The 20,372-nt window shown below is 53.4% G+C and carries 18 protein-coding genes and 1 pseudogene; 12 read left to right on the top strand and 7 right to left on the bottom strand.

Features of this window, described 5'->3' with window-relative positions:
- Window positions 1-102 precede the first annotated feature (102 nt).
- Genes GF1_RS07895 through GF1_RS16640 form a run of 3 tightly spaced genes read right to left on the bottom strand, consistent with a single transcriptional unit; the run spans window position 103 to window position 819 of the window.
- Complete coding sequence (locus tag GF1_RS07895; protein WP_267929079.1) at window positions 103-420, bottom strand: hypothetical protein; 318 nt, start codon at window positions 418-420, stop codon at window positions 103-105.
- Window positions 336-704, bottom strand: a complete 369-nt coding sequence (locus GF1_RS16455) for a transposase (RefSeq protein ID WP_353740433.1) — start codon at window positions 702-704, stop codon at window positions 336-338. Before GF1_RS16455 ends, GF1_RS07895 begins: the two co-directional genes overlap by 85 nt.
- Window positions 631-819 carry a transposase gene (locus GF1_RS16640; RefSeq protein ID WP_492226176.1) on the bottom strand — a complete coding sequence of 63 codons (189 nt, stop codon included), beginning with the start codon at window positions 817-819 and terminating at the stop codon, window positions 631-633. Before GF1_RS16640 ends, GF1_RS16455 begins: the two co-directional genes overlap by 74 nt.
- A gap of 151 nt (window positions 820-970) precedes the next feature.
- Here GF1_RS16640 and GF1_RS07890 point away from each other — a divergent pair, with 151 nt between their 5' ends.
- The 3 genes from GF1_RS07890 to GF1_RS07880 all read left to right on the top strand — a co-directional run bounded on the left by GF1_RS07890 (window position 971) and on the right by GF1_RS07880 (window position 5,307).
- On the top strand, window positions 971-1,633 hold the full coding sequence (locus GF1_RS07890; protein WP_267929078.1) for a hypothetical protein: 663 nt from the start codon (window positions 971-973) through the stop codon (window positions 1,631-1,633).
- Window positions 1,634-3,928 carry a ParB N-terminal domain-containing protein gene (locus GF1_RS07885; RefSeq protein WP_267929077.1) on the top strand — a complete coding sequence of 765 codons (2,295 nt, stop codon included), beginning with the start codon at window positions 1,634-1,636 and terminating at the stop codon, window positions 3,926-3,928.
- Window positions 3,929-4,062: 134 nt separating this feature from the next.
- A complete protein-coding gene (locus GF1_RS07880) occupies window positions 4,063-5,307 on the top strand; it encodes an ISL3 family transposase (protein WP_267926041.1) in 1,245 nt (414 codons plus the stop codon).
- Window positions 5,308-5,492: 185 nt separating this feature from the next.
- Here the strand turns inward: GF1_RS07880 and GF1_RS07875 are convergent.
- Window positions 5,493-5,834: pseudogene (locus GF1_RS07875) on the bottom strand (transposase); the annotation flags it as partial.
- A 59-nt stretch (window positions 5,835-5,893) separates the two neighbouring features.
- On the bottom strand, window positions 5,894-7,615 hold the full coding sequence (locus tag GF1_RS07870) for an IS1634 family transposase (protein ID WP_267927356.1): 1,722 nt from the start codon (window positions 7,613-7,615) through the stop codon (window positions 5,894-5,896).
- A gap of 27 nt (window positions 7,616-7,642) precedes the next feature.
- On the opposite strand from GF1_RS07870, the gene GF1_RS07865 reads away from it, so the two are divergent.
- The 4 genes from GF1_RS07865 to msrA all read left to right on the top strand — a co-directional run bounded on the left by GF1_RS07865 (window position 7,643) and on the right by msrA (window position 13,416).
- On the top strand, window positions 7,643-7,786 hold the full coding sequence (locus GF1_RS07865; RefSeq protein WP_267927355.1) for a hypothetical protein: 144 nt from the start codon (window positions 7,643-7,645) through the stop codon (window positions 7,784-7,786).
- Between the two features lie 1,719 nt (window positions 7,787-9,505).
- Window positions 9,506-10,774 carry a group II intron reverse transcriptase/maturase gene (gene ltrA / locus GF1_RS07860; protein ID WP_267926063.1) on the top strand — a complete coding sequence of 423 codons (1,269 nt, stop codon included), beginning with the start codon at window positions 9,506-9,508 and terminating at the stop codon, window positions 10,772-10,774.
- A 170-nt stretch (window positions 10,775-10,944) separates the two neighbouring features.
- Window positions 10,945-12,243, top strand: coding sequence for an MFS transporter (locus GF1_RS07855; protein WP_267929075.1), 1,299 nt, complete (start codon window positions 10,945-10,947; stop codon window positions 12,241-12,243).
- Between the two features lie 162 nt (window positions 12,244-12,405).
- Window positions 12,406-13,416 (top strand): peptide-methionine (S)-S-oxide reductase MsrA, encoded by a 1,011-nt coding sequence (gene msrA / locus GF1_RS07850; protein WP_267929123.1) that lies wholly within the window; start codon window positions 12,406-12,408, stop codon window positions 13,414-13,416.
- A gap of 19 nt (window positions 13,417-13,435) precedes the next feature.
- On the opposite strand, the gene GF1_RS07845 is transcribed toward msrA, so the two are convergent.
- Together GF1_RS07845 and GF1_RS07840 are read right to left on the bottom strand one after the other, a co-directional pair.
- Complete coding sequence (locus GF1_RS07845; RefSeq protein ID WP_267929074.1) at window positions 13,436-13,909, bottom strand: C-GCAxxG-C-C family protein; 474 nt, start codon at window positions 13,907-13,909, stop codon at window positions 13,436-13,438.
- A 5-nt stretch (window positions 13,910-13,914) separates the two neighbouring features.
- A complete protein-coding gene (locus GF1_RS07840) occupies window positions 13,915-14,481 on the bottom strand; it encodes a TSCPD domain-containing protein (RefSeq protein WP_267929073.1) in 567 nt (188 codons plus the stop codon).
- 95 nt (window positions 14,482-14,576) lie between these two features.
- Between GF1_RS07840 and GF1_RS07835 the strand changes: the two genes are divergently transcribed.
- The 5 genes from GF1_RS07835 (at window position 14,577) to fabD (ending at window position 20,243) form a co-directional block, all read left to right on the top strand.
- Window positions 14,577-15,173 carry a TrmH family RNA methyltransferase gene (locus GF1_RS07835; protein ID WP_267929072.1) on the top strand — a complete coding sequence of 199 codons (597 nt, stop codon included), beginning with the start codon at window positions 14,577-14,579 and terminating at the stop codon, window positions 15,171-15,173.
- Window positions 15,166-15,705 carry a cob(I)yrinic acid a,c-diamide adenosyltransferase gene (gene cobO, locus GF1_RS07830; RefSeq protein ID WP_267929071.1) on the top strand — a complete coding sequence of 180 codons (540 nt, stop codon included), beginning with the start codon at window positions 15,166-15,168 and terminating at the stop codon, window positions 15,703-15,705. Before GF1_RS07835 ends, cobO begins: the two co-directional genes overlap by 8 nt.
- Window positions 15,706-15,930: 225 nt before the next feature.
- On the top strand, window positions 15,931-18,741 hold the full coding sequence (gene ileS, locus GF1_RS07825; protein ID WP_267929070.1) for an isoleucine--tRNA ligase: 2,811 nt from the start codon (window positions 15,931-15,933) through the stop codon (window positions 18,739-18,741).
- Window positions 18,742-18,762: 21 nt separating this feature from the next.
- Window positions 18,763-19,227, top strand: a complete 465-nt coding sequence (gene lspA, locus GF1_RS07820) for a signal peptidase II (protein WP_267929068.1) — start codon at window positions 18,763-18,765, stop codon at window positions 19,225-19,227.
- A gap of 68 nt (window positions 19,228-19,295) precedes the next feature.
- Window positions 19,296-20,243, top strand: a complete 948-nt coding sequence (gene fabD, locus GF1_RS07815; protein WP_267929067.1) for an ACP S-malonyltransferase — start codon at window positions 19,296-19,298, stop codon at window positions 20,241-20,243.
- The last annotated feature ends 129 nt before the right edge of the window (window positions 20,244-20,372 follow it).

The raw sequence follows: 20,372 nt of genomic DNA, 5'->3' as shown, positions 1-20,372 counted from the left end.
AGACGTTTGCACTCCTTGCCACGGGTGCGGCGACGATTCTTGTGAAACTCACGGCAGGCAACCTGGTATCCATGCCAGCGCCGCCTCTGTTTGCTCTCTCGATCAGGAATTTAGGTGGTAAGGTGTTGGCTGGTATTGATGTGCCCCGGTCTTCAGGTCGACCGCATATTCGGATTTATAGGCCAGAAGGGTCGTACCGTCCTTCATCCTGGTGATGCGGGCATCTGGGTCGGTCTCCGACTGCCAGTCCCGGTTGGAAAGTGTTTTATTGGGCCTCTTCTTGTCGAAACGTACAACGGCAGCAGAGCCTGTGGGGTCCTCGCCGGCCTCGCGCATCAGCTCCTTGACGTATTCCCTGTAGGAAGCATCGCTGTCTTTGCGGCGCAGAGACGCATTGGCTTCGATGGTTGATGAATCCACTCCTGCGGCATACACTTCGACAAGGCCATGCCGGTGCACCAGGCCAAGGATGCGCTGAAAGACCGGTAAAGATCCAGAGGCAACCGTTTCCGCCAGACCGTGAAGCTGGAATGATCAGGAGTCTTTTCGTGCAGCTGACAGCCGAGAAACTCTTTCAGCGACATCCGGTCGGCGCAATGCCAGGCAATGGACCGCTCAGACTGGAACCCTTCAGAGGTAACCGACAAAGAGCATCCGGAAATAAACACCGGGAGGAATGGAAGGGTCTCCACCCTTGGCAACATATGGGGCGCACTCCTCCTCAAGCCATGTATCGAAACCATCTTTCTCGAGAAGCTGGTTCAGGCGGGTATAAAAAAGGTGTCCGCTCCTGGGCGCTAGGTTATGGCCGCTATCCAGTGCGGTTTCTGTTTAGGCTTGTTTCGTTTGCCTATGGCCATCGGAACTCCTTTGTATGACAACGTTTTTCGGCATTTTAACCGATCAACCGATGGGTTCAATCACTTTGCGAGAAAACGAGAGTTTTTCAACGGGCTGGTAACGTATCGTTATGAATCGATTTAACTGGACTGAAATTCATGAAATCCCTAATGGGCCAGGAATATACGCATGGTACTATGCTCCAGAGATAACGAATTTTGATCTGGAACAAACTATCAAGCTGGTTAGAAAGAAGAAAGAAGACGGGTATGATATAGATGCAAAAAAAGAAATAGAAGAATTTCTTGAAAAATTCATTTTTAATTATTTTGTTGAGGAGCCATATCTGGTTTCAATTAAAGGTCCTCTTAAACCGGAGTTCAGCGGAAAGATAAATCATAAGCAAAGACTTTCTGAAGCACTTATTTTAAGAATAGTTGAAAACCCTATTCGACTAAAAACAATAAAAGATATTATTGAGAAATCCGCCCCTGATTTTGCAAGTCCAATTTATATTGGTATGTCTGAGAATATCAGGCAGAGAGTTACAAAACATAAACGTTTGATTGAAAAATATTTTTCAGAGAATAATCTTGTTGGCCTGAAACAGATAACTGGTGTTGGTACAAAAGACGTACGGGATCATAATTTTGCTTGGCAGATAAAAAAAAGGGCTATTCCTCCATCAAGGCTTTTTGTAACAATCAAGCAGATAGCTGGGGAAGATCGCCCATATATCGATATAGAAAATATTTTAAATAGAATTCAATATCCTTTGTTGGGGAGAAATTAAATGGAAGATGTTCTTGAACTTCAAGAGGAGTCAGCGCTTGATTTGACCTTATCTGGCACAACTGGCAGCTTTCAAGTTGGCTCGGGCCTTGATGATCAACATTCTATTGAGGTTAAGTACTTGCTAACACACGTTGGCTTAGATTTTTCAACTGGTTCTGCAGAAGCTCTTCTCGATCATCTTGCGCCTGTTCGTGAAATTTTTACATTTGAGTCGTTGGGATTTGATGAAATTATGCAGCGTGACATAGATGATGCTCGCGTATCATCAGAGCTTATCCCTTATCTTCTTGATGAAAAATCAAGAGATTTGATAAAGTTATTTCCTCCTATTGTTGTTGTCGTGTTACCTGCAGAAGAAAATGAGAATAAGCCTGCAGACAAATATCCTTTTGTCGATGAATTTCAGGTTGAAGGTAAAAATGGAAAACCAGGTAGATATATTTTGAGATCAGGTAATGTTGGCCAGGAGGTTTTTGAGTTTGAGCAACCTATTTTAAGTGGAAAATTATTGAAGCACGATAAAGTGAGGCTTAGGTTAAATACAAAGAAAACAAGGCTAGTAATTGTCGATGGTCAACATAGGGCAATGGCATTATTAGCGTTATATAGGAATTTGAAAGAAAGATGGTCAGATGAAAAGCGCGCCCCTTTTAAAGAGTACTATTCAGAATGGACGCAAAAATACATACAGAAATTTTCATTAAAAGAGATAAATCTTCCTGTGATGTTATGCACATTCCCAACACTTGATGAAAGATATTCAGGAGAGTTTGATCTTAAGAAGGCCGCAAGATCTATTTTTTTAACATTAAATAAGACAGCTAGGAAAGTATCTAATTCGAGAAATATTTTACTGGATGATAAAGATTTAATAGCCTATTTTTTAAGAGCTACACTTTCTGAAATAAAAAATAAGGACGATCGTTCCAGATTTTCTTTAAGGATTTTCAATGTTGAGCTTGATCAGTTCAGGGATAAAGTAAAAATCCAGAGTCCTATAGCTCTTACTGGGGTTAATCATATTTATTATATTATTGAGCACCTAATGCTAAATGATGGATATGTTAGCGGGATCGCGCCGCGTACGGGAAAGTTTTCTAATAGGAAAGATCTTAATTCCTATGTTTGCATGGAGCGTCTTGATGGAAGAAATTTATTAGGAGCTGATGTTGCAAACATAACAACAAGGGATAATTTTTCTCAGTCGACAGCTGAAACCCTGCAGAAAAGTTTCATGCATCGTTATGGAAATTTTATCATTGCCTGCTATGAGCAATTTAGACCATTTTTGGTACATAGCAGTGCAGTTCTAGACCTTGAAACAAAACTTGAAGTCCATGAGGATCGGACCCTGAAGCCGATCCTTTTTGAAGGACAGGGCATGAGCAGAGTTTTTTATGAACATCGTAAAAATTTGAAGACGAAGTTGAAGAATAGGGAGTTTTCTACCGATGTTCCAAAAATAGAAGCTATTGCAAAAAGACTAGATGCTACGGCCGAAAGAATTCAAAAAAGTCTTGAGAGTTTCCAGCGAGAAAGGGCTAGTTTATTTTTTAAAAATGTAACAGATAAAAGAAAGCTGAAAAAAGGCGATGACCTTTTAGAGCAAATTGTTTTCTGGCTAAACGATCTCTATGAAAATGTGCTGACTACCGTAGCCTTTCAGAGTGCTCTTATCTGTGCATTTTTTACTGAACTTGATAAAACAAATACAAAATTAGATAAAATTTCTCAAAACGCTTTAGATACTGATAGCACTTTTGATGAATATATCGGCCAGATTAACGACTTTTTCACGCCAAAAACTTCGAGTCAATTTCGAAAATTAGTTAGTGTTTTTACTGGTGATTTTCAAGGAGAAATTGCTGATTGGAAAATTGTTAAGACACCAAGTACCTTTCGAAATGTTGTTTATCGTGGAGAGATGCAGCCGGATCAGTGGCCAAAATATAAATATCTTATCTTAGAAATATGGAATCCAACAAATAGTATATTGAATAAAAATATCTCACAAGAACGATACAAGTGTCAAAGGCAGATCTTTTCGAGTTTATATAACAGCATTAAGGCGGATCACTGTTTGAAGAACTCAAAGCTTGAAGAAAATCTGACAAAGGATGAGTTGCATTCAATTTTTGACCTAACATATAACAATTATAGGGCGCTATTAAAAAATATTGGAAGCTCCATACTGCCAAAAAAGGAAATGAAAGAAGCCGTCTCTGCTATACCTGCTACCGCAGACGACACTGTGGAGGATGATCAGTTGTGGATGTCTGTACCTTCTGAATAACCTGCAGCAGTTCCCGATTTGGCCCCTGCTCAACCAGCGAACAGGACCATTTGAGAACTTTTGGCTCCTCGACGTTTTGAGTGGATTTGGTATATTTTGTGACCAAATCCACTCGAAACGTCGGAGGTGTCAGGATGAACAGTCGTGACGTTATCAGTCTTGGACTTGGCCTGGAAGCCCCCTGGGAAATCAAGGGACAGATTCTGGACACGGAGAAGGTTCCCCATGAACTGCGCCTTACCATCAAGGCCGACCGAGGGGCGAAGTATCCTTGCCCTGTCTGTGGAGCCATGTGCAAGGCTCATGATTTCAAGGTGAAGACATGGCGGCATCTGAATTTTTTCCAACATCACTGTTACATCACCGCCCCTGTCCCCAGGATTCGTTGTGAACACCATGGCGTGAAACAGATTACCGTTCCCTGGGCTCGCAAAGGCAGCAAGTTTACCCTGCTTTTCGAGCAGGCGGCCATGGTATTTGTCCGTGATATGCCGGTACTCACCGCCGCTCGGATTCTGGAGATGAAAGACAAGCGGTTGTGGCGGATCATCCGTCACTATGTCAACCAGGCCCTGGCCCGGATGGACTTGAGCGGCCTGAAAGCCTTCAGCCTGGATGAAACCAAATCCCGTCGCGGTCATCGTTACATCACCGTGTTCATCGACTTGGACCGCAAGGAAAAACCGGTAGTCTTTGCCACTCCCGGCAAGGGCAAAAAGACACTGAAGGCATTCAAGCGGTTTCTGGCCGACCACCAGGGAAAGGCGGAGAATGTGGTCGAGGTGGTCTCTGACATGTCCGGAGCCTTCATCTCCGGCATAAAGACCCACTTCGTCAACAGCAATATTACGGTGGACTGGTTCCATGTGGTCCAGCTGTTCAGCAAGGCAGTGGACGAGGTGCGCCGCAAGGAAGCAAAGGAAGTACGCATGCCCCGGGCTGCGAGATGGGCTACTCTCAAGGCAGCGGAAAGCGACCTCACGGAAAAGCAGCTTGATGCGCTGGCAGAGCTTGAGGCCATGGACCTGCACACAGCCGAAGCCTGGCGCATCAAAGAGCTACTGCGCTGGGTTCGCCGAGCAACGAATCTGCGGGCGGCCAGATGGCGGCTGACCTGGTTTTTGAATCTGGCCAATGAGCTTTGCGATGACAAAAAACTGTTGGCTCCGGTCAGAAAGGCGCTGCGCACAGTGGAAAAGTACCGGGAGGAGATTCTTGCCAGATGGATATCAGAACATAGCAATGGACGCATAGAGGCCCTCAACGGAATATTCCAGGCCGCCAAGGTGCGGGCTCGTGGATACCGAAACGATGAGACATTCATTACCATCATCTACCTTCTCGCTGCTCCGTTACAGAACCTGCTGAAATCCACATGAAATGACGAAGAGCCGAACTTTTAACCCTGTTGTCTACGTTTCCTGTCGATTTTCGGCATGAAACGACAGGGAAGGCGCTTTTCCCGGAGAAAAAACCGAATTTTTGACGTACTTCTCCAGTCATCCTTCCGGATGTTGTCCGCAAGGATACGTTCTTTTACAACCTGATTTTTTCGAGCCACGCCTCACTTCCATTGGAACTCCAGTTTCGGCTTGCGGACGCCGTTGACGATACAGTGGAGAATCAGCTCCCTTGACGGGGCAAGATAGTCGTTGAAGTAGCCGCGAATTCGTTCCCAGAGGTACCGTCTCGTTTCTATATTTTGGCCGGCCGCCTGGAACAGCGGACAACACATCTGCTGAACCTGATCTATCAGGAAGGCCAGTAGCATCAGATGGGCAAAAACAGCGCTCAAGTGCTTCTTGCCGAGTCCATAGTTGTGCTCCAGGTGGTAGCCCTGGTTTTTCAAAGTATTGAATGTTTCATTCTCGATCCGCCACTGGGCACGGCCGGCACGCATGATGTCAAACAGGAGTTTAACCGATAAAAACCGACACTCCAGCATAAACTTGTAAAAACAAAAAGTTACTCTCCGGCCCTTTGTAAGACCCCACCGTCAATGTAATACCCGAACGCCTTCAGAATGGCTGCCTGTTTCACGCTCGGTTCCTCAAGCAGTCGCTCCGGTTTTCTCCTCCCCTTGTTCCACACCAGACAGGAGTGAAGCCTGTGCATGGTATCCATGATGGTTGCTGAGCTCATCTCTAATCCGGCACGACGTGCCATCAGCTCAATCCTGCGGAGATAGGTCAACGCAACAATGCAGGTAAAAATATGGCACCGAATCTTGCTGTCGGTCCAGTGCCGTAACGGCATCAGGCTGACCAGGCCAGTATCCTTACTCTGCCGAAAATTACTTTCCACGCCGTACCGGTCAAGACTGGCTCGAACTATCTCGTCGGTTGTCCAGGATGTGTTGTCGGTGATAAGAATATTCTTGCCGAACCGGTCAATATAACGGCTTATCCGGTAATGATTCTTGCGACAGGACATGCGCAACCGTCCATTGTCAAAATACAGCTCCATCTTGTACAGGTTGTCCGGCAGATGAAGACCTGCACAAAGCTCAACATACCGCCGCCAAACCCGGTCTCTGTTACGCCAGTTCCGTTCCCCGCCATTGACCTTGGCCCGCATCAGGGCAAGCTCTTCCCCAAGCCGCAGGAGCTTTTTCTCAAAACCGTAACGCTGCCTGGTGGCGGTCCTGGGATTATAGGTGACCACCACTGTCCTGTCCTGGCCCCAATACGCACCGCTTGTCCGCCACGCTACCAGCTGGTCATCCTCGCGACCTTGTTCACGCAACACCCGGTTTTTGTCCGTATCAACCGGCTGAAACTTGTTGAGATCAACGTGAATCAGGTCTTCGGCATAATAGGTGGAATAGGTGGTGATGAAATGCACATGGGGATTGGCATCAATCAAGGCAAAATTCTCTTCACTGTTCATGCCCTTGTCAATAACCAGGGTCATGTCGCTCTCCCGCCCGGAGAGCGTATTCATGACCGAAAACAGCTCCTCCATAACCCGCAGAAACAGTTTTGAGTCATGGCGATTTCCCTCGTATTCGCGATAGTACAGGGGCAACTTGCTTTTCCTGGACACCAGCAGGGCAACGCCAACCTGGCGCAACCAGTTTCTGCCTTCCTTGTTCTTGCCGCGCCGGGCAAGATCGGAAGGAGTATCACTCGCCATGAACGTGTAGTAGTTCGTCGTATCGAACAGGAAACAGTCAGATGTGCCAGGTTCCAGCTCCGCAATACGTTGAAAAAATCGGCTGGCGATCTCCCGCAGCTGATTCGCATCGACCCGGTCCCATTTCTTCCAAAATCTCTGCGAGGTAAGGGCGTTTATGTCCACTGGCCGGATATGCTGAACAGCGGTTGATGAATACCATTCGGGCAGCGCCCTTTTGGAGCGAGGGTCAACCATCCTGTTCAGGACGCCATACAAAAAATATTCACCTACACTGGGGCCTTTCTCCCGCGCGGACCTTGGGACAACGGAATCGACGATACCGGCAATATCGACCTCGCTGTCCATCAGGTTGGCCAGCCAGAGCGCGCCAAACTCCTGGATCTGGATTCTATCCGGACCTGACAGCTCGCCCGCGGCCATTTTCATGATCCGCTCGGGTGAGCCCAGGTAGACCTGGTTGATCACCCTGGGCTTGCCGTTAACCCTGGCGGTTTCCCTGATGTAGTAGTAGGGTCGCCCCTTTTTAATTTTCTTATGTATATGCGCCATACGGATATTATACGAGTAGGGGCCTACGTGATCAAGAAAAAATATTTATCAGATGGTTTTTTCGAAAAAATTATTGGCTGGAAACGTAAAACGGAAGGGGCCTACGGGTTGGCCGTAGCTATCATGTTGATATTAAATGGTATTTTTGCTGATCCGGGGGTTAGCGGTTAAACTCCTGTCAAAGGCGTTTTCCCCGCTGATCGGGATGTCCGTCACCCAGTGTTAATGACACTCCATATAGAGCCACTTCATGATCACCTTAATCGGGCCACCCGATGATCGCCGTAATGGAGCCACCTGATGATCACGCTAATTTCTGTTAGGTAACCCCCGGCAAAGCCGGGGGGTTACCTAACAGAAATTAGATGTGGAGCTGAGTTTTTATTTTCATCGAGGAGATAGTTGGGGGGAAGGAGGTTCGGGACAACGGTGGGACTCAGAACACATTCCAGAGTTAATCAATATGGTTCCTTATAATAAAAGGTGTGTATTTCTTACCGATGGTGAACCTGGAGGTATTGATAAAGAATGTTTCGAATTATGTAGTGAATTAAGTATCCCATTTTTAGAAAGGAGACGAAAATATTATTTTGGATTCTTGGTAAACCATATGGCCTAACGAATAAGGTTAGATTGTGCGTAGCGAAGCCAGCCACGTGTGACCGGCATGTTAACGAGCTAGCTGGTGAAAGTCCAGCCATCACCCTGAAAGGAGGGAATATAATCAAGCGGGACGTTACAATTAGGTATAAATTTGATATAAGAATGTCTCGACGGTCTCGGAAATGGAGTTTTTCAGGTCTGGCCTCCAGTTCGTGCCTTGTCCACTCGGAGATACGAAAAAGCAATAACAAAAGCCTGCTGGCCATACAAGGAAGGTATTCTATGAACTGTTTTTTCGACAAACTATGAAAACTTTTTTCCGTCTATTTTTGCGTACAAGTGCGGTAACTTCCCTTATACATAGAAATTTTACAGCGTTCGGGACGCTGGGGTCGGAGGTTCGAATCCTCTCTTCCCGACCATTTACGACACATCACCTTGAGGCCACAACGATTTGTGGCCTCAAAGGTTTTAATTGTTGAGTTTTTCTGCTGGTAAACTTTGGTAAGGCTTACCAAAAGGGACGAAGCCCGCGCAATAAATGCGCGGGCTTTTTTTAGTTTGCCCGGCATGGCGGGCAAACCCAGCCTGTGTTAAGCAGGCGTCACCCTGACCAGGGGGAAGACAATCCGAATCGTAAGGGCGTTGCTGGTAACGGCAGGGTCTGAAGGAAGCGATAGGAAGTGAGCGGCACATAGCGCAAGCGAACCTGATTCGGCGTATCAGGAGGGTAAGCGTCCTAAATAGCGCGAAGCCCGATACCTGGTCAGTCCTGATACGTGATTGAGGATGTGGTCGCTCACAGGGAGTTCGCCTTAACCGGGGAAGCCTTGCACTGTTTCCGCATTAAGCGGAAAAAGAGAAGCACAAGGAGAAATCCAAGGCGGATCGAAGCGGTGTGAGGTGGCAGATGATTCCGTAGTAGTGATGAAATTCCGGCCTGTGAAGCCTGGTAACAGTGTGGAGGATAAAACCGGGATGACCCAACGGCCTGGTTCGTTGGGGGCAGTTATGAGCCAAAAGCCATATCTGTTGCGAAGGGATGAAGTTTATTTGAAGGTTTTCCGGAATCTATGGACACCTGGCAGACTGAACACAAGCCGTCCGACGGGACGGGGCACGCTATCGGCGGTATGCCGTGACAGGTCCTCTGCCGATTTTGGCCGTTCATCGGAGTAGATGGGAGTGTTGATCGTATATTGCCCATGAGGATAGAAAGCGGTCGCGCCCATTGAAGAACCGAAGTCTCCACGTGGAAATAGAGGAAGGGAAACGCAGGACAGGAGCATGGTTGACGTCTGGTACAGCCTATATGATCGAATGCTGAGCCGGGAGAACCTGGTCAAGGCATTCTACAAGGTGAAATCCTCGAAAGGAGCTGCCGGTATAGACGGCCAGTCCATCGATGATTTTGCCGGATCACTTGCGACCAATATCGATCATCTCCTGACGGAACTGCAGGACAAGAGCTACCAGCCGCTGGCCGTGCGACGGGTGGAGATCCCGAAGCCGAACGGCGGGAAACGGCTACTCGGCATACCTGCAGTCCGTGACCGTGTGGTACAGCAGGCCCTGCTGGATATACTTCAACCAATATTTGACCGCGATTTCCATCCGTCGAGCTACGGCTACCGTCCTGGTCGGAGTTGTCACCAGGCAATCAGCAAAGCCACGATGTTCATCCGGACGTACGAGCGGAAATGGGTAGTGGACATGGATCTGTCGAAATGCTTCGACACGTTGAACCATGACCTGATCCTTGCCTCGTTCCGTCGCCGGGTCAGCGATGGAAGTATTCTTGGTCTGCTGGAGAAGTTTTTGAAAAGCGGTGTTCTGACAGGAGATGGTTGGCAGGCCAGCGAGGTCGGCAGTCCGCAGGGCGGAGTTATCAGCCCGTTGATTGCCAACGTATACCTTGATTCCTTCGATCAGTTTATGAAGAATCGTGGCCACCGCATCGTCCGCTATGCGGACGACATCCTGATCCTGTGCCAGTCAAAGAGCGCAGCCGAAAATGCACTGAACCAGGCCAGTCGTTATCTTGAAGAAGAACTGCTGTTGACCGTCAACCAGGAAAAGACCCATATAAGCCACAGCCTCAAAGGGATTAAATTTCTTGGAGTTTGTATCCACTCCGTGATGACCCGAATACAGCGAGGCAAGGTGAGGGCCTTCAAGGCAAAGGTCAAGGCGATGACCCGGCGTAACTCCCCGGTGAACCTTGAGAAGGTGATAGCCGACCTCAACCGGTTGCTGAGGGGTTTTGCCAACTACTTTCGGATAGCGAACTGCAAGGGTGAGTTTTCTCGGCTGATGAGGTGGATCAGAAGACGGCTGCGTGCTGTTCAGTTGAAGCTGTGGAAAAAGCCGTGCAGGCTACACCGCAGACTGAGACAGCTGGGCTATAGAGGAGAGTTCAAAAGTATCAAGATGAACTCCTGGGCCAATGCAGCAAGTCCACTGAGCCATTATGCCCTTCCCAACAGCTGCCTGCATGGGGAAATGGGGCTCTTTGACCTCGCATCTGTACAGACCGGAATTTCTGTTTCAGTATGAAGGAAAAATAAACAGGAGCCGTATACGAGGCCCGTACGTACGGTTCTGTGAGAGGGATGAGGCAAGCTTAATTACCTTGCCTCACCCTACTCGATTTTCTCTGTCCCAGGACCATTTCAGAAAAGACGAAGAGCACCATTCACGAAAGGACAAAAAAGCGGTGAGTGCCCATGGGTCGTTCTGCTGAGCCCGATACCGGAGATCTGAAAGCCGGTCATTTCCGATCCTACCTCTTTCTTCTGCGTCAAAATCCCGGCTTCCGGCGGTTCTGGCTGGCCGGGGTGATCAGCCAGATCGGTGACTGGTTCAACTACATCGGTATCTTTGTTCTCCTCAACCAGCTCACCGGTTCCGGCTCTGCGGTCAGCTGGTTTCTGATCGCCAAGTTTCTGCCAACCACCCTGCTCGGGCCCGTGGCCGGTGTGGTGGCCGACCGGTTCAGCCGCCGCTTTATCCTTATCAGCTGCGATCTGGCCCGGGCTGCGGTGGTCCCTGTCTATCTTCTGGTCCGGGGTGCGGATCAGGTGTGGATTATCTATCTCCTGGCCTTTGTACAGGAATCCATCTGGACCTTTGCCAGTCCGGCCCGACAGGCCACGGTGCCCAACCTCTGCCGCCAGGAAGAACTGGCTGTGGCCAACGGTCTTTCCGGGGCTTCCTGGTCCATCATGCTGGCCCTGGGTGCCGGGCTGGGCGGTTTTGTTTCAGCCCTGTTTGGCTGGAAGACGGCCATCATCGTCGACGCACTTACCTTCCTGGTTTCCGCGGCTCTGCTCTCCACAGTGACCATCCGTCAGGAAAAGAAGAAAAAGGTGGGACCGCTCTCCCTGGGCCGGCTTCTCGGCCTGGAGGACCTGGTTGAGGGGATCGGCTACGTGGTCAGCCACCGCCGGGTGGCGGCCCTGCTGCTTGTCAAGTCGGGATGGGCCCTGTCCGGTGGGATCCTGGTCATGTTGACCGTGTTTGGCGAACAGGTCTTTGTCCAGAACGGGCAGGGTGCCGGCTCCGGAGTTCTCTACTCCATGCGCGGCCTCGGGGCGGCGGTGGGGCCGATCCTTGCCTGGCGCCTCTTTGGCGAGGGAGACCAGAACATGCGCCGGGCAATCGGGGCGGCCTTTTTCATCTCGTCCCTGGCCTACTTGTCTTTTTCCCGGGCACCGGTGTTGTGGATCGGTGCCCTGTGTGTCTTCTTTGGCCATGTGGGTGGCTCGATCCAGTGGGTCTTTTCCACCACTCTCCTGCACCGGGTTGTGCCGGACCGTTTCCGGGGCGGGTCTTTGCCGCCGAGATGGGCCTCCTCACCCTGGTCCTCAGTGGTTCGACCTGGATCACCGGCAAGGGGCTTGACTGGGGTTACGATCCCAGGACCATTGTCGCGGTTCTGGCCATGCTCTTTCTCCTGCCCGGCACTCTCTGGTTTCTCTATCTCCGTCTGCTGGATGACGGATAATTCCTACTGTTTCTGGTAATAGTTATCGTTTTTAGTGTGGGCATGTGGTAGTCTGTGGTGCATTAAAACACAACGGGGTCCGCCAATTCCGCGGATCATCTTGTTTTTTGTTTTTCCACAGGAGGTTATCATGTACAGGATATCCCTGCTTCTCTTATCCGTTCTTCCCCTTGCCCTTTCCATGTCCCAGGTTCAGGCCGGCGCCGGCCGGGAACTGGCCACCTTTGCCGGTGGCTGTTTCTGGTGCATGGAGCCGCCTTTTGAATCCCTGGACGGGGTTGTCAGTGTCCGGGCCGGCTATACCGGCGGGCGGACTGAAAATCCCACCTATGAAGAGGTCTCCTCCGGCACCACCGGTCATTACGAAGCGGTGCAGGTTGTCTATGATCCGACGAAGATAACCTATGAGGAACTACTGGCAGTGTTCTGGCGGCAGATCAATCCTACCGACGACGGCGGGCAGTTCAATGACCGTGGCACCCAGTACGTCACCGCCATATTTTATCATAACGATAACCAGAGAATTCTGGCCGAAAAATCCAGACAGGAGCTGGAGGACTCGGGTCTTTTCGAGAAACCGGTTGTCACCGCCATCCTGCCTGCCGGCCCCTTTTATGAGGCCGAAGAGTATCACCAGGATTACTACCGCAAGCATGCCCTGCGCTATTCCATGTATAAATCCGGCTCCGGTCGGGCCGGTTTTCTCGAGAAAACATGGGCTGGAAAAGATACAATGGCTGAAAAGAAACCATGGCGCAGAATGTCTGAGGCCGAGCTGAAAAAGATCCTGACTCCATTGCAGTACAAGGTGGTCCGAAAAAACGGTACCGAACCGCCGTTTCGGAACGCATACTGGGACAACAAACGCGAGGGGATCTATGTCGATGTGGTCAGCGGCGAGGTCCTGTTCGGCTCACCGGATAAGTTCGATTCCGGTACCGGCTGGCCCTCCTTTACCAGGCCGCTGGTCAGGGAGAATATCGTCGAGCGGCCGGACCGCGGTCTGTTCACCATCCGGACCGAGGTGCGCAGCAAGATGGCAGATTCCCACCTCGGCCACGTCTTTGACGATGGCCCCCCGCCCACCGGGCTGCGCTACTGCATCAACTCGGCCGCCCTGCGTTTCATTCCCCGGGAGGAAATGGAAGCGGCCGGTTACGGGGAATGGTTGAAGATTTTCCGGAAAAAGTAGACCTTAAGTCCTGCAGTCGTCAGCGGCGATCCAGCTCCCCCAGGCGCGGTGTCTGGCCCATGGATCTGGTGAGAAAATCGATGGAATGGGCTATGGCCCGGATGGTGAGTGGTTCGCAGAGATGGGGAGGATCGTCGGCCCGGAATCCACCGGGCCTCAGGTCGGAGCAGCGCAGGCTGGAAAATATTTTTTCAAAGCTGGCGGCAAACCGATGACAGATCGGTTCGATATCGCTGTCGGCCAGGCCCAGCTTCCGGCCCAGGATGCCGGTGAAGAGGAGCCCTCCTTCCACCAGGCCGCACTGGGCCCCGTAGCGGCCGGCCCCGTGCATGCCGATGGCCGCGGCCAGCACCTGGTCCACCAGCTCCACCCCGAAGGCCTCGGCCAGGATCAGCAGGCTCGTGGGCGTACAGTTGAGGTCCCTGTTCCAGTAACAGCGGGCCACCCGGGGAGTAACCCATCTTTCCAGGTCCTGGATCGGCGGAAGTGCCATCGGGCTCAGGCAGATTTTCGCCGCAGATCCTGCTCCGCTTGCGCGCTGTCATAGCGGCTGAGTACGCCGTAGAGCATATCGGGCAGGTCGTTTTTCTGTCGCGAACTGCGCTTGATCTGCTTGAGCACCTTTTCCAGGGTCAACCGTTCGCCGATGAAGATGTGGCGCAGGATGAGCGATATCAGCCGGGTAATGGTGGTCAGGTTGGAGATACGGGACTGCAGTTCATGGTCCCGGTCAAAGGCGGTGGAGGCGAACACCTCCACCGGACGGCCATCGAGCTCGCTGATGGAGAGGTACCACTTGTTGCGGTCCCGGTCGATGGTCCGGTATCGCTTGCCATCCAGCACATCGGGCAGGTCCGGATCCTCGGTATGGACAGCCTGGGCCGGGCGCGGGAGGATGGGTTCGTCCCGGAGCTCCTGCCAGGCCCGGCGGACAATGTCAGGATGATTCTTCACATTGCTGATGATGGTGCGGCAGGTGGAACACACCGCCATGCCATGGCTCTGGCTGGTTTTTTTTCTGGCCCCGCACAGCTCGCAGGTGCTGGTTTTCTGTTCCTGTTCCACGTCACTCCCTCCATGATGGTTGTCTTTTTTTCCTCTCCAGAGTACAACGTGGGCCGAAAAAGAACAACAGGAGAAAAGAGAAGGAAACCAAGAGCATGAGACGACGTTTCAACAGGCGCCTGGACATGGAGACCCGTTTTGAAAGGGCCCGGCGCCGCAATATGGTCGATGCCCGGCCGGGAATACATGAATGCATCGTCATTCTGGACGGCCTGAAACCGGACTTCAATATCGGCAAGATTTTTCGCACCGCTGACGCCTTCTCCGTCCGTGAGATCCACCTGGTGGGTGTGGGAATTTTTGATCCGGAACCGGCCAAGGGCTCGGTGCGCTGGGTGCAGTACGTCTTCCATGACGACTTTGCCTCCTGCCATGATCAGATCCGCCGCCAGGGGTACACATTCTTTGCCCTCGAGCCCGGCGGCACGGAAGTGCTGGGCAAGGGTGGTCTGCCGGAAAAATCCGCCTTTATTCTCGGACACGAGGAGTTCGGCCTGAGTTTCAACCCCGACGACTACCCGGATATCCACCCTCTTACCATTCCCCAGTGGGGTCATGTGCAGAGCCTCAACGTCTCGGTGGCCGCCTCCATTGTCCTTTATGAATATATCCGCCAGCATGGCCGGCCCCTGTCCGAGGGGTTGGTTCAGCATCCGGGCGGCGACACCCGCAGAGGAGGAAAGAATGGCTGACAAGACCACCGGGGCCCGCGGCCTTTTTCTGCTTTTTACCGGCAACGGCAAAGGCAAAACCACCGCGGCCCTCGGCCTGGCCATGCGGGCCCTGGGACACGGGCAGCGGGTGGCCATGATTCAGTTCATCAAGGGTTCCTGGAAATATGGCGAGCTCGAGGCGGCCAGGCGTTTTGAGGATCTGCTTGATTTCCATGTCATGGGGCGGGGCTTCACCTGGAAATCCGACGACCTGGACAAGGATATCGCCCTGGCCAGAGAGGCCTGGGCATTCGCCTGTCAGACCCTGGCAGCCGGCCGCCACCAGCTGGTCATCCTCGACGAACTGACCTACCTGATAACCTATGATATGCTCGGCGAAGACGAGGTGATCCGTGCTCTGGCCGCCAGGCCTAAGTCCATGCATGTGGTGGTGACCGGCCGCGGGGCCACCGATGGGCTCATCGAGGCTGCCGACTTGGTCACGGAGATGCGTGAGATCAAGCATCCCTACCGCCAGGGGATCAAGGCTCAGAAGGGTATCGAATTCTGAGCCCTTGTCGCCGGAATCCGTAGTCCCGGGATGCCGGGGCAGAGCGTCTTGCCGGCCTGACCATCCCCTGGCACCCCTCGCCGGGCCCTGATTGGCCCCAGCCCCCCTTTTTTCTTGCAACTTCGCATCAGCTTGGTATTCTTTTCTGTTTATCAGTCACACTGGACGTGTGGTGCGACCGTTTTCTTGAAAGGACTGCAATCTCAAATCAATCGGAACATACAAATGGACTACCGGGACACGTTAAACCTGCCCAAGACCAGGTTCAAGATGAAGGCCAACCTGACGCAGAAGGAGCCCATGTATCTGAAGCGTTGGGAAAAGGAGAATCTCTATCACAAGCTGCAGCAGGCCGCGGCCGATAAACCGCTCTACATCCTGCACGACGGTCCTCCCTATGCCAACGGCCATATCCATCTGGGCACGGCCTTTAACAAGGTCCTCAAGGATATCATCCTCAAGTCCCGGCGGATGTCCGGTTTCAACTGCCCCTACGTGCCGGGCTGGGACTGCCACGGGCTGCCCATCGAGCATAACGTGGACAAGGAGCTCGGGGACAAGAAAGAGAAAATATCCACCCTGGCCAAACGGGGTGCCTGCCGCAAATATGCGGAAAAATGGATCAAGACCCAGAAGGCCGAGTTCAAGCGGCTCGGGGTGCTCGGCGACTGGGACGAACCCTACCTGACTATGAACTTCGCCTACGAGGCCTCCATTGCCCGGGAGTTCAACAGGTTTCTCCTTTCCGGCTCGGTGGTGCGTTCGCGCAAACCCGTGTACTGGTGCGCCACCTGCCGCACTGCCCTGGCCGAGGCCGAGGTGGAGTACTACGATCACACGTCGCCATCGATCTACGTGAAGTTCCCACTCAAGGACGATCTGAGTGACCTGGTGCCTGAACTGGCGGATAAAAATGTCTCTGTCCTGATCTGGACCACCACCCCCTGGACCCTGCCCGCCAACCTGGCCGTGGCCTTCCATCCCGATTTCGTCTATGCGGCGGTGGAAGTGGGCGACGAGGTCTGGATCCTGGCCAGGGACCTGGTGGAGCCCTGTTTCAAGGAGTTCGGGCTCGAGTACCGGGTCCTGGCCACCTTCGAGGCCGCTGGGCTCGAAGGACGCAAGTGCCGTCATCCCTTCCTGGACCGCGATTCGCTCCTGGTCCTGGCCGATTACGTGACCGCCGATTCGGGTACGGGCTGCGTGCACACCGCTCCAGGCCACGGGGCCGACGACTACCTCACCGGCCTGCGCTACGGCCTGGAACCGCTTTCTCCGGTGGACGAAGAGGGCCACCTGACCAGCGAGGCCGGTCCCTATGCCGGTGGGAAGATTCCCGAGGTCAACCGCGATATCAACGAGGATCTGCGCCGTGACGGCTCCCTGGTCAGGGAAAGCCATATCGAGCACAGTTATCCCCATTGCTGGCGCTGCAAGGAGCCGGTCATGTACCGGGCCACGGACCAGTGGTTCATCTCCATGGAAAAGAATGATCTGCGTAAAAAGGCGCTCCAGGCCATCGGCGAGGTGACCTGGACGCCGGCTTGGGGGCAGCAGCGGATTTACGGCATGGTCGAGGCAAGGCCGGACTGGTGTCTGTCCCGCCAGCGTTCCTGGGGCGTGCCGCTCACCGTGCTTTTGTGTGAGGAGTGCGGCGAGGTTCTCCGCAGTCCCGAAGTGTGCGAGCGGATCGAATCCCTGTTTGAAAAGGAAGGCGCCGATGCCTGGTTCCGTTACGAGGCCGCGGACTTTGTTCCCGATGGCGTGCGCTGTGAGTGCGGTTCTGCCAGGTTCCGCAAGGAGAGCGATATCCTCGATGTCTGGTTTGATTCCGGGGTGAGTCACGCCGCAGTCCTGGAACCGCGCCAGGAACTGCGTTCCCCGGCCGATCTCTATCTCGAGGGCAGCGACCAGCACCGTGGCTGGTTCCAGTCTTCGCTGCTCACCTCGGTGGGTACCCGCAACCGGGCACCGTACCGTGGGGTCCTGACCCATGGCTACGTGGTGGACGGCCAGGGCAAGAAGATGTCCAAGTCCGTGGGCAACGTGGTCGCGCCCCAGGAGGTGATCGACAAATACGGGGCCGAGATTCTCCGGCTCTGGGTTTCCAGCGAGGATTACCGGGATGATGTCAAGGTCTCGGACGAGATACTCAAGCATGTTTCGGATGCCTACCGCAAGATGCGCAACACCATCCGTTTTCTCCTCTCGAACCTCAGTGATTTTCAGGTGGACAGGGACGCGGTCGGGCCCGAGACTCTGACCGAGATCGATCGCTGGGCCCTGGCCCGGTTTGCCCAGCTGGTCCGCCGGGTCCGGAAGGCCTATGATGATTTCGAGTTCCATGCCGTCTACCATAACCTGCACAATTTCTGCGGTACCGTGGTTTCCAGCCTCTACATGGACGTTCTCAAGGATCGTCTCTACTGTTCTCTGCCCGACGATCCCGCTCGCCGGGCGGCCCAGACCGTTATTTACCGCATCCTGGACGGTCTGTTGCGTCTCATGGCGCCGGTGCTCAGTTTTACGGCGGCCGAGGCCTGGGAACACTTCAAGGGGCTGGATCAAAACGCTCCCGTCGAAGAGTCGATCTTTTTCGAAGAATTTCCCCAGGTGGACGATATCGAGATCGATCCGGAACTGGATGAACGCTGGGAGCGGCTGCTGGCCATCCGTAAAGAGATTACCCGGGTACTGGAGAGCGCCCGGCGCGACAAGGTCATTGGCCTGCCCCTGGATGCCGAGGTCCTGTTGGATGTGGAAGGGGAGACCGCTGATTTTCTTGCCGGCCGGGAACCGTTGCTGCAGGAGCTTTGCATTGTCTCCAGCCTGAAGCTTGTGGATGATACGGCGGCAGCTGCAGACGTGGAGCCGGTGGTCGCCGAAACCGTGCCCGGGCTACGCATCGCTGTTCATCCGGCGCCTGGTCGGAAATGCGAACGGTGCTGGACTATATCCGAGACCGTGGGCGAGGATCCGGACCATCCCACCCTCTGTGGCCGCTGCGCCGGAGTGGTTCGACAGCTGGGGATGTGATTCTTGCGCCTTTTCGGGATAATGGCCCTTGTCCTGGTCCTGGACCAGGCGGTCAAGTCATGGATTGTCCACCATTTTTCCCTCTATGAGTCCGTGGTGGTGATCCCCGGGCTGTTCAACCTGACCTTCCTGACCAATACCGGCGCCGCCTTTGGCATGCTGGCCGGGCAGCCGAGCCGGGAGCGCCAGCTGTTCTTTGTCGGTGTGGCCCTGGTCGCCCTGGCGGCCATCGTGGTCATGCACCGCCGGCTGGCCGACCAGAGCCGCTGGTTCACCGTTGCGCTCGGTCTGATCGGTGGCGGCGCGCTCGGCAACCTGGTCGACCGGGTTCGCTACGGCGCTGTGGTCGACTTTCTCGATTTTTATTTCAGGGGGCATCACTGGCCTGCCTTCAACGTGGCGGATTCAGCCATCACCGTGGGGGTCGGTCTGTTCCTGGTGACCAGTTTTGTGGTGGAGAAAAACAGAAAGAAATTTCCCGGGTGAATTCCCGTCCGACCGTGGCCTGCCTGCGGCCCGACCGGGAACTCCCAATCTGATATGTTGAGAAACCAATGAAAAAAACAGCCGTTATTTTTCCCGGCCAGGGATCACAGTATCTGGGCATGGGGCAGGAATTCATGGAAAGCGACCCCGAGGTCCGCAGACTCATGGAACTGGGCGAAGAGGTGAGCGGGTTTCCGCTGCGCCGACTGTGCAGTGAGGGGCCCTTGGAGGACCTGACCAGGGTTGTGCACCTGCAGCCGGCCCTGACCGTTATAAACCTCATCTGTTATCAGCAGTTCAAAAAGGCCCTGCCGGAGCTGCGGCCAGCCTGGGTTGCCGGCCACTCCCTGGGTGAGTATTCCGCCCTGGTGGCTGCCGACGTGGTCAGTGAGCGGGATGGTCTTCGTCTGGTCACCCGCCGTGGTGAGTTCATGGAGCGGGAAGGGGCAGCCAACCCGGGTGGCATGAGGGCCGTGCTGGGGTTGACCATCGACGAGATTGACGGTCTGCTGGCAGAGTACGAGGGCCCTGGTACCGTGGTGGTGGCCAATCACAATTCGGAAAAACAGGTGGTGATTTCCGGTGACAGTGATGGGCTCGACGGCCTGAGCGTTCTGTGCCAGCAAAAGGGCGGCAAGGTGATCCCTCTCAAGGTCTCGGTGGCCAACCACTCGCCGCTGGTGGCCGGGGCGGTGGCCGATTTCGCCGATTTCATGGACTCCGTCCTGTTCAATGCCCCCTCCCTGCCCATGGTCTTCAACGTGACCGCGGCGCCGGAGAACGATCCTGATACCATCCGCTCGGTCATGGCCCGGCAGATTGCCTCCCGGGTTCGCTGGATGGAATCGGTCCAGCGCATGGTCGAGGACGGGGTCGAGGTTTTCGTCGAGCTGGGGCCCAAAAACGTGCTCACCGGGCTGATGAAGAAGATTCTGCCCCGGAAATCGGGTATCGTCTGCCTCCAGGCCGATACCCCGGAAAAGCTGGAGCAGGTGGTCCAGGCGGTGGCCGGATAACCATTGGCCGGCAGTCACCATCTACCTGCCGGTTTTTCCGGCAAGGTACGCTTCTTTCTTGACAGGATGGCCGGGCTGGGGTAATAATTTTTGATTTTGCCTGCCTCTTGCAGGCCGTGTGTTTTTTCA

It is taken from the genome of Desulfolithobacter dissulfuricans (genome assembly GCF_025998535.1).
GTDB classification, from domain to species: domain Bacteria; phylum Desulfobacterota; class Desulfobulbia; order Desulfobulbales; family Desulfobulbaceae; genus Desulfolithobacter; species Desulfolithobacter dissulfuricans.
Note: the sequence above shows the minus strand (reverse complement) of the source record. Positions and strands in the feature narration are given on the sequence as shown.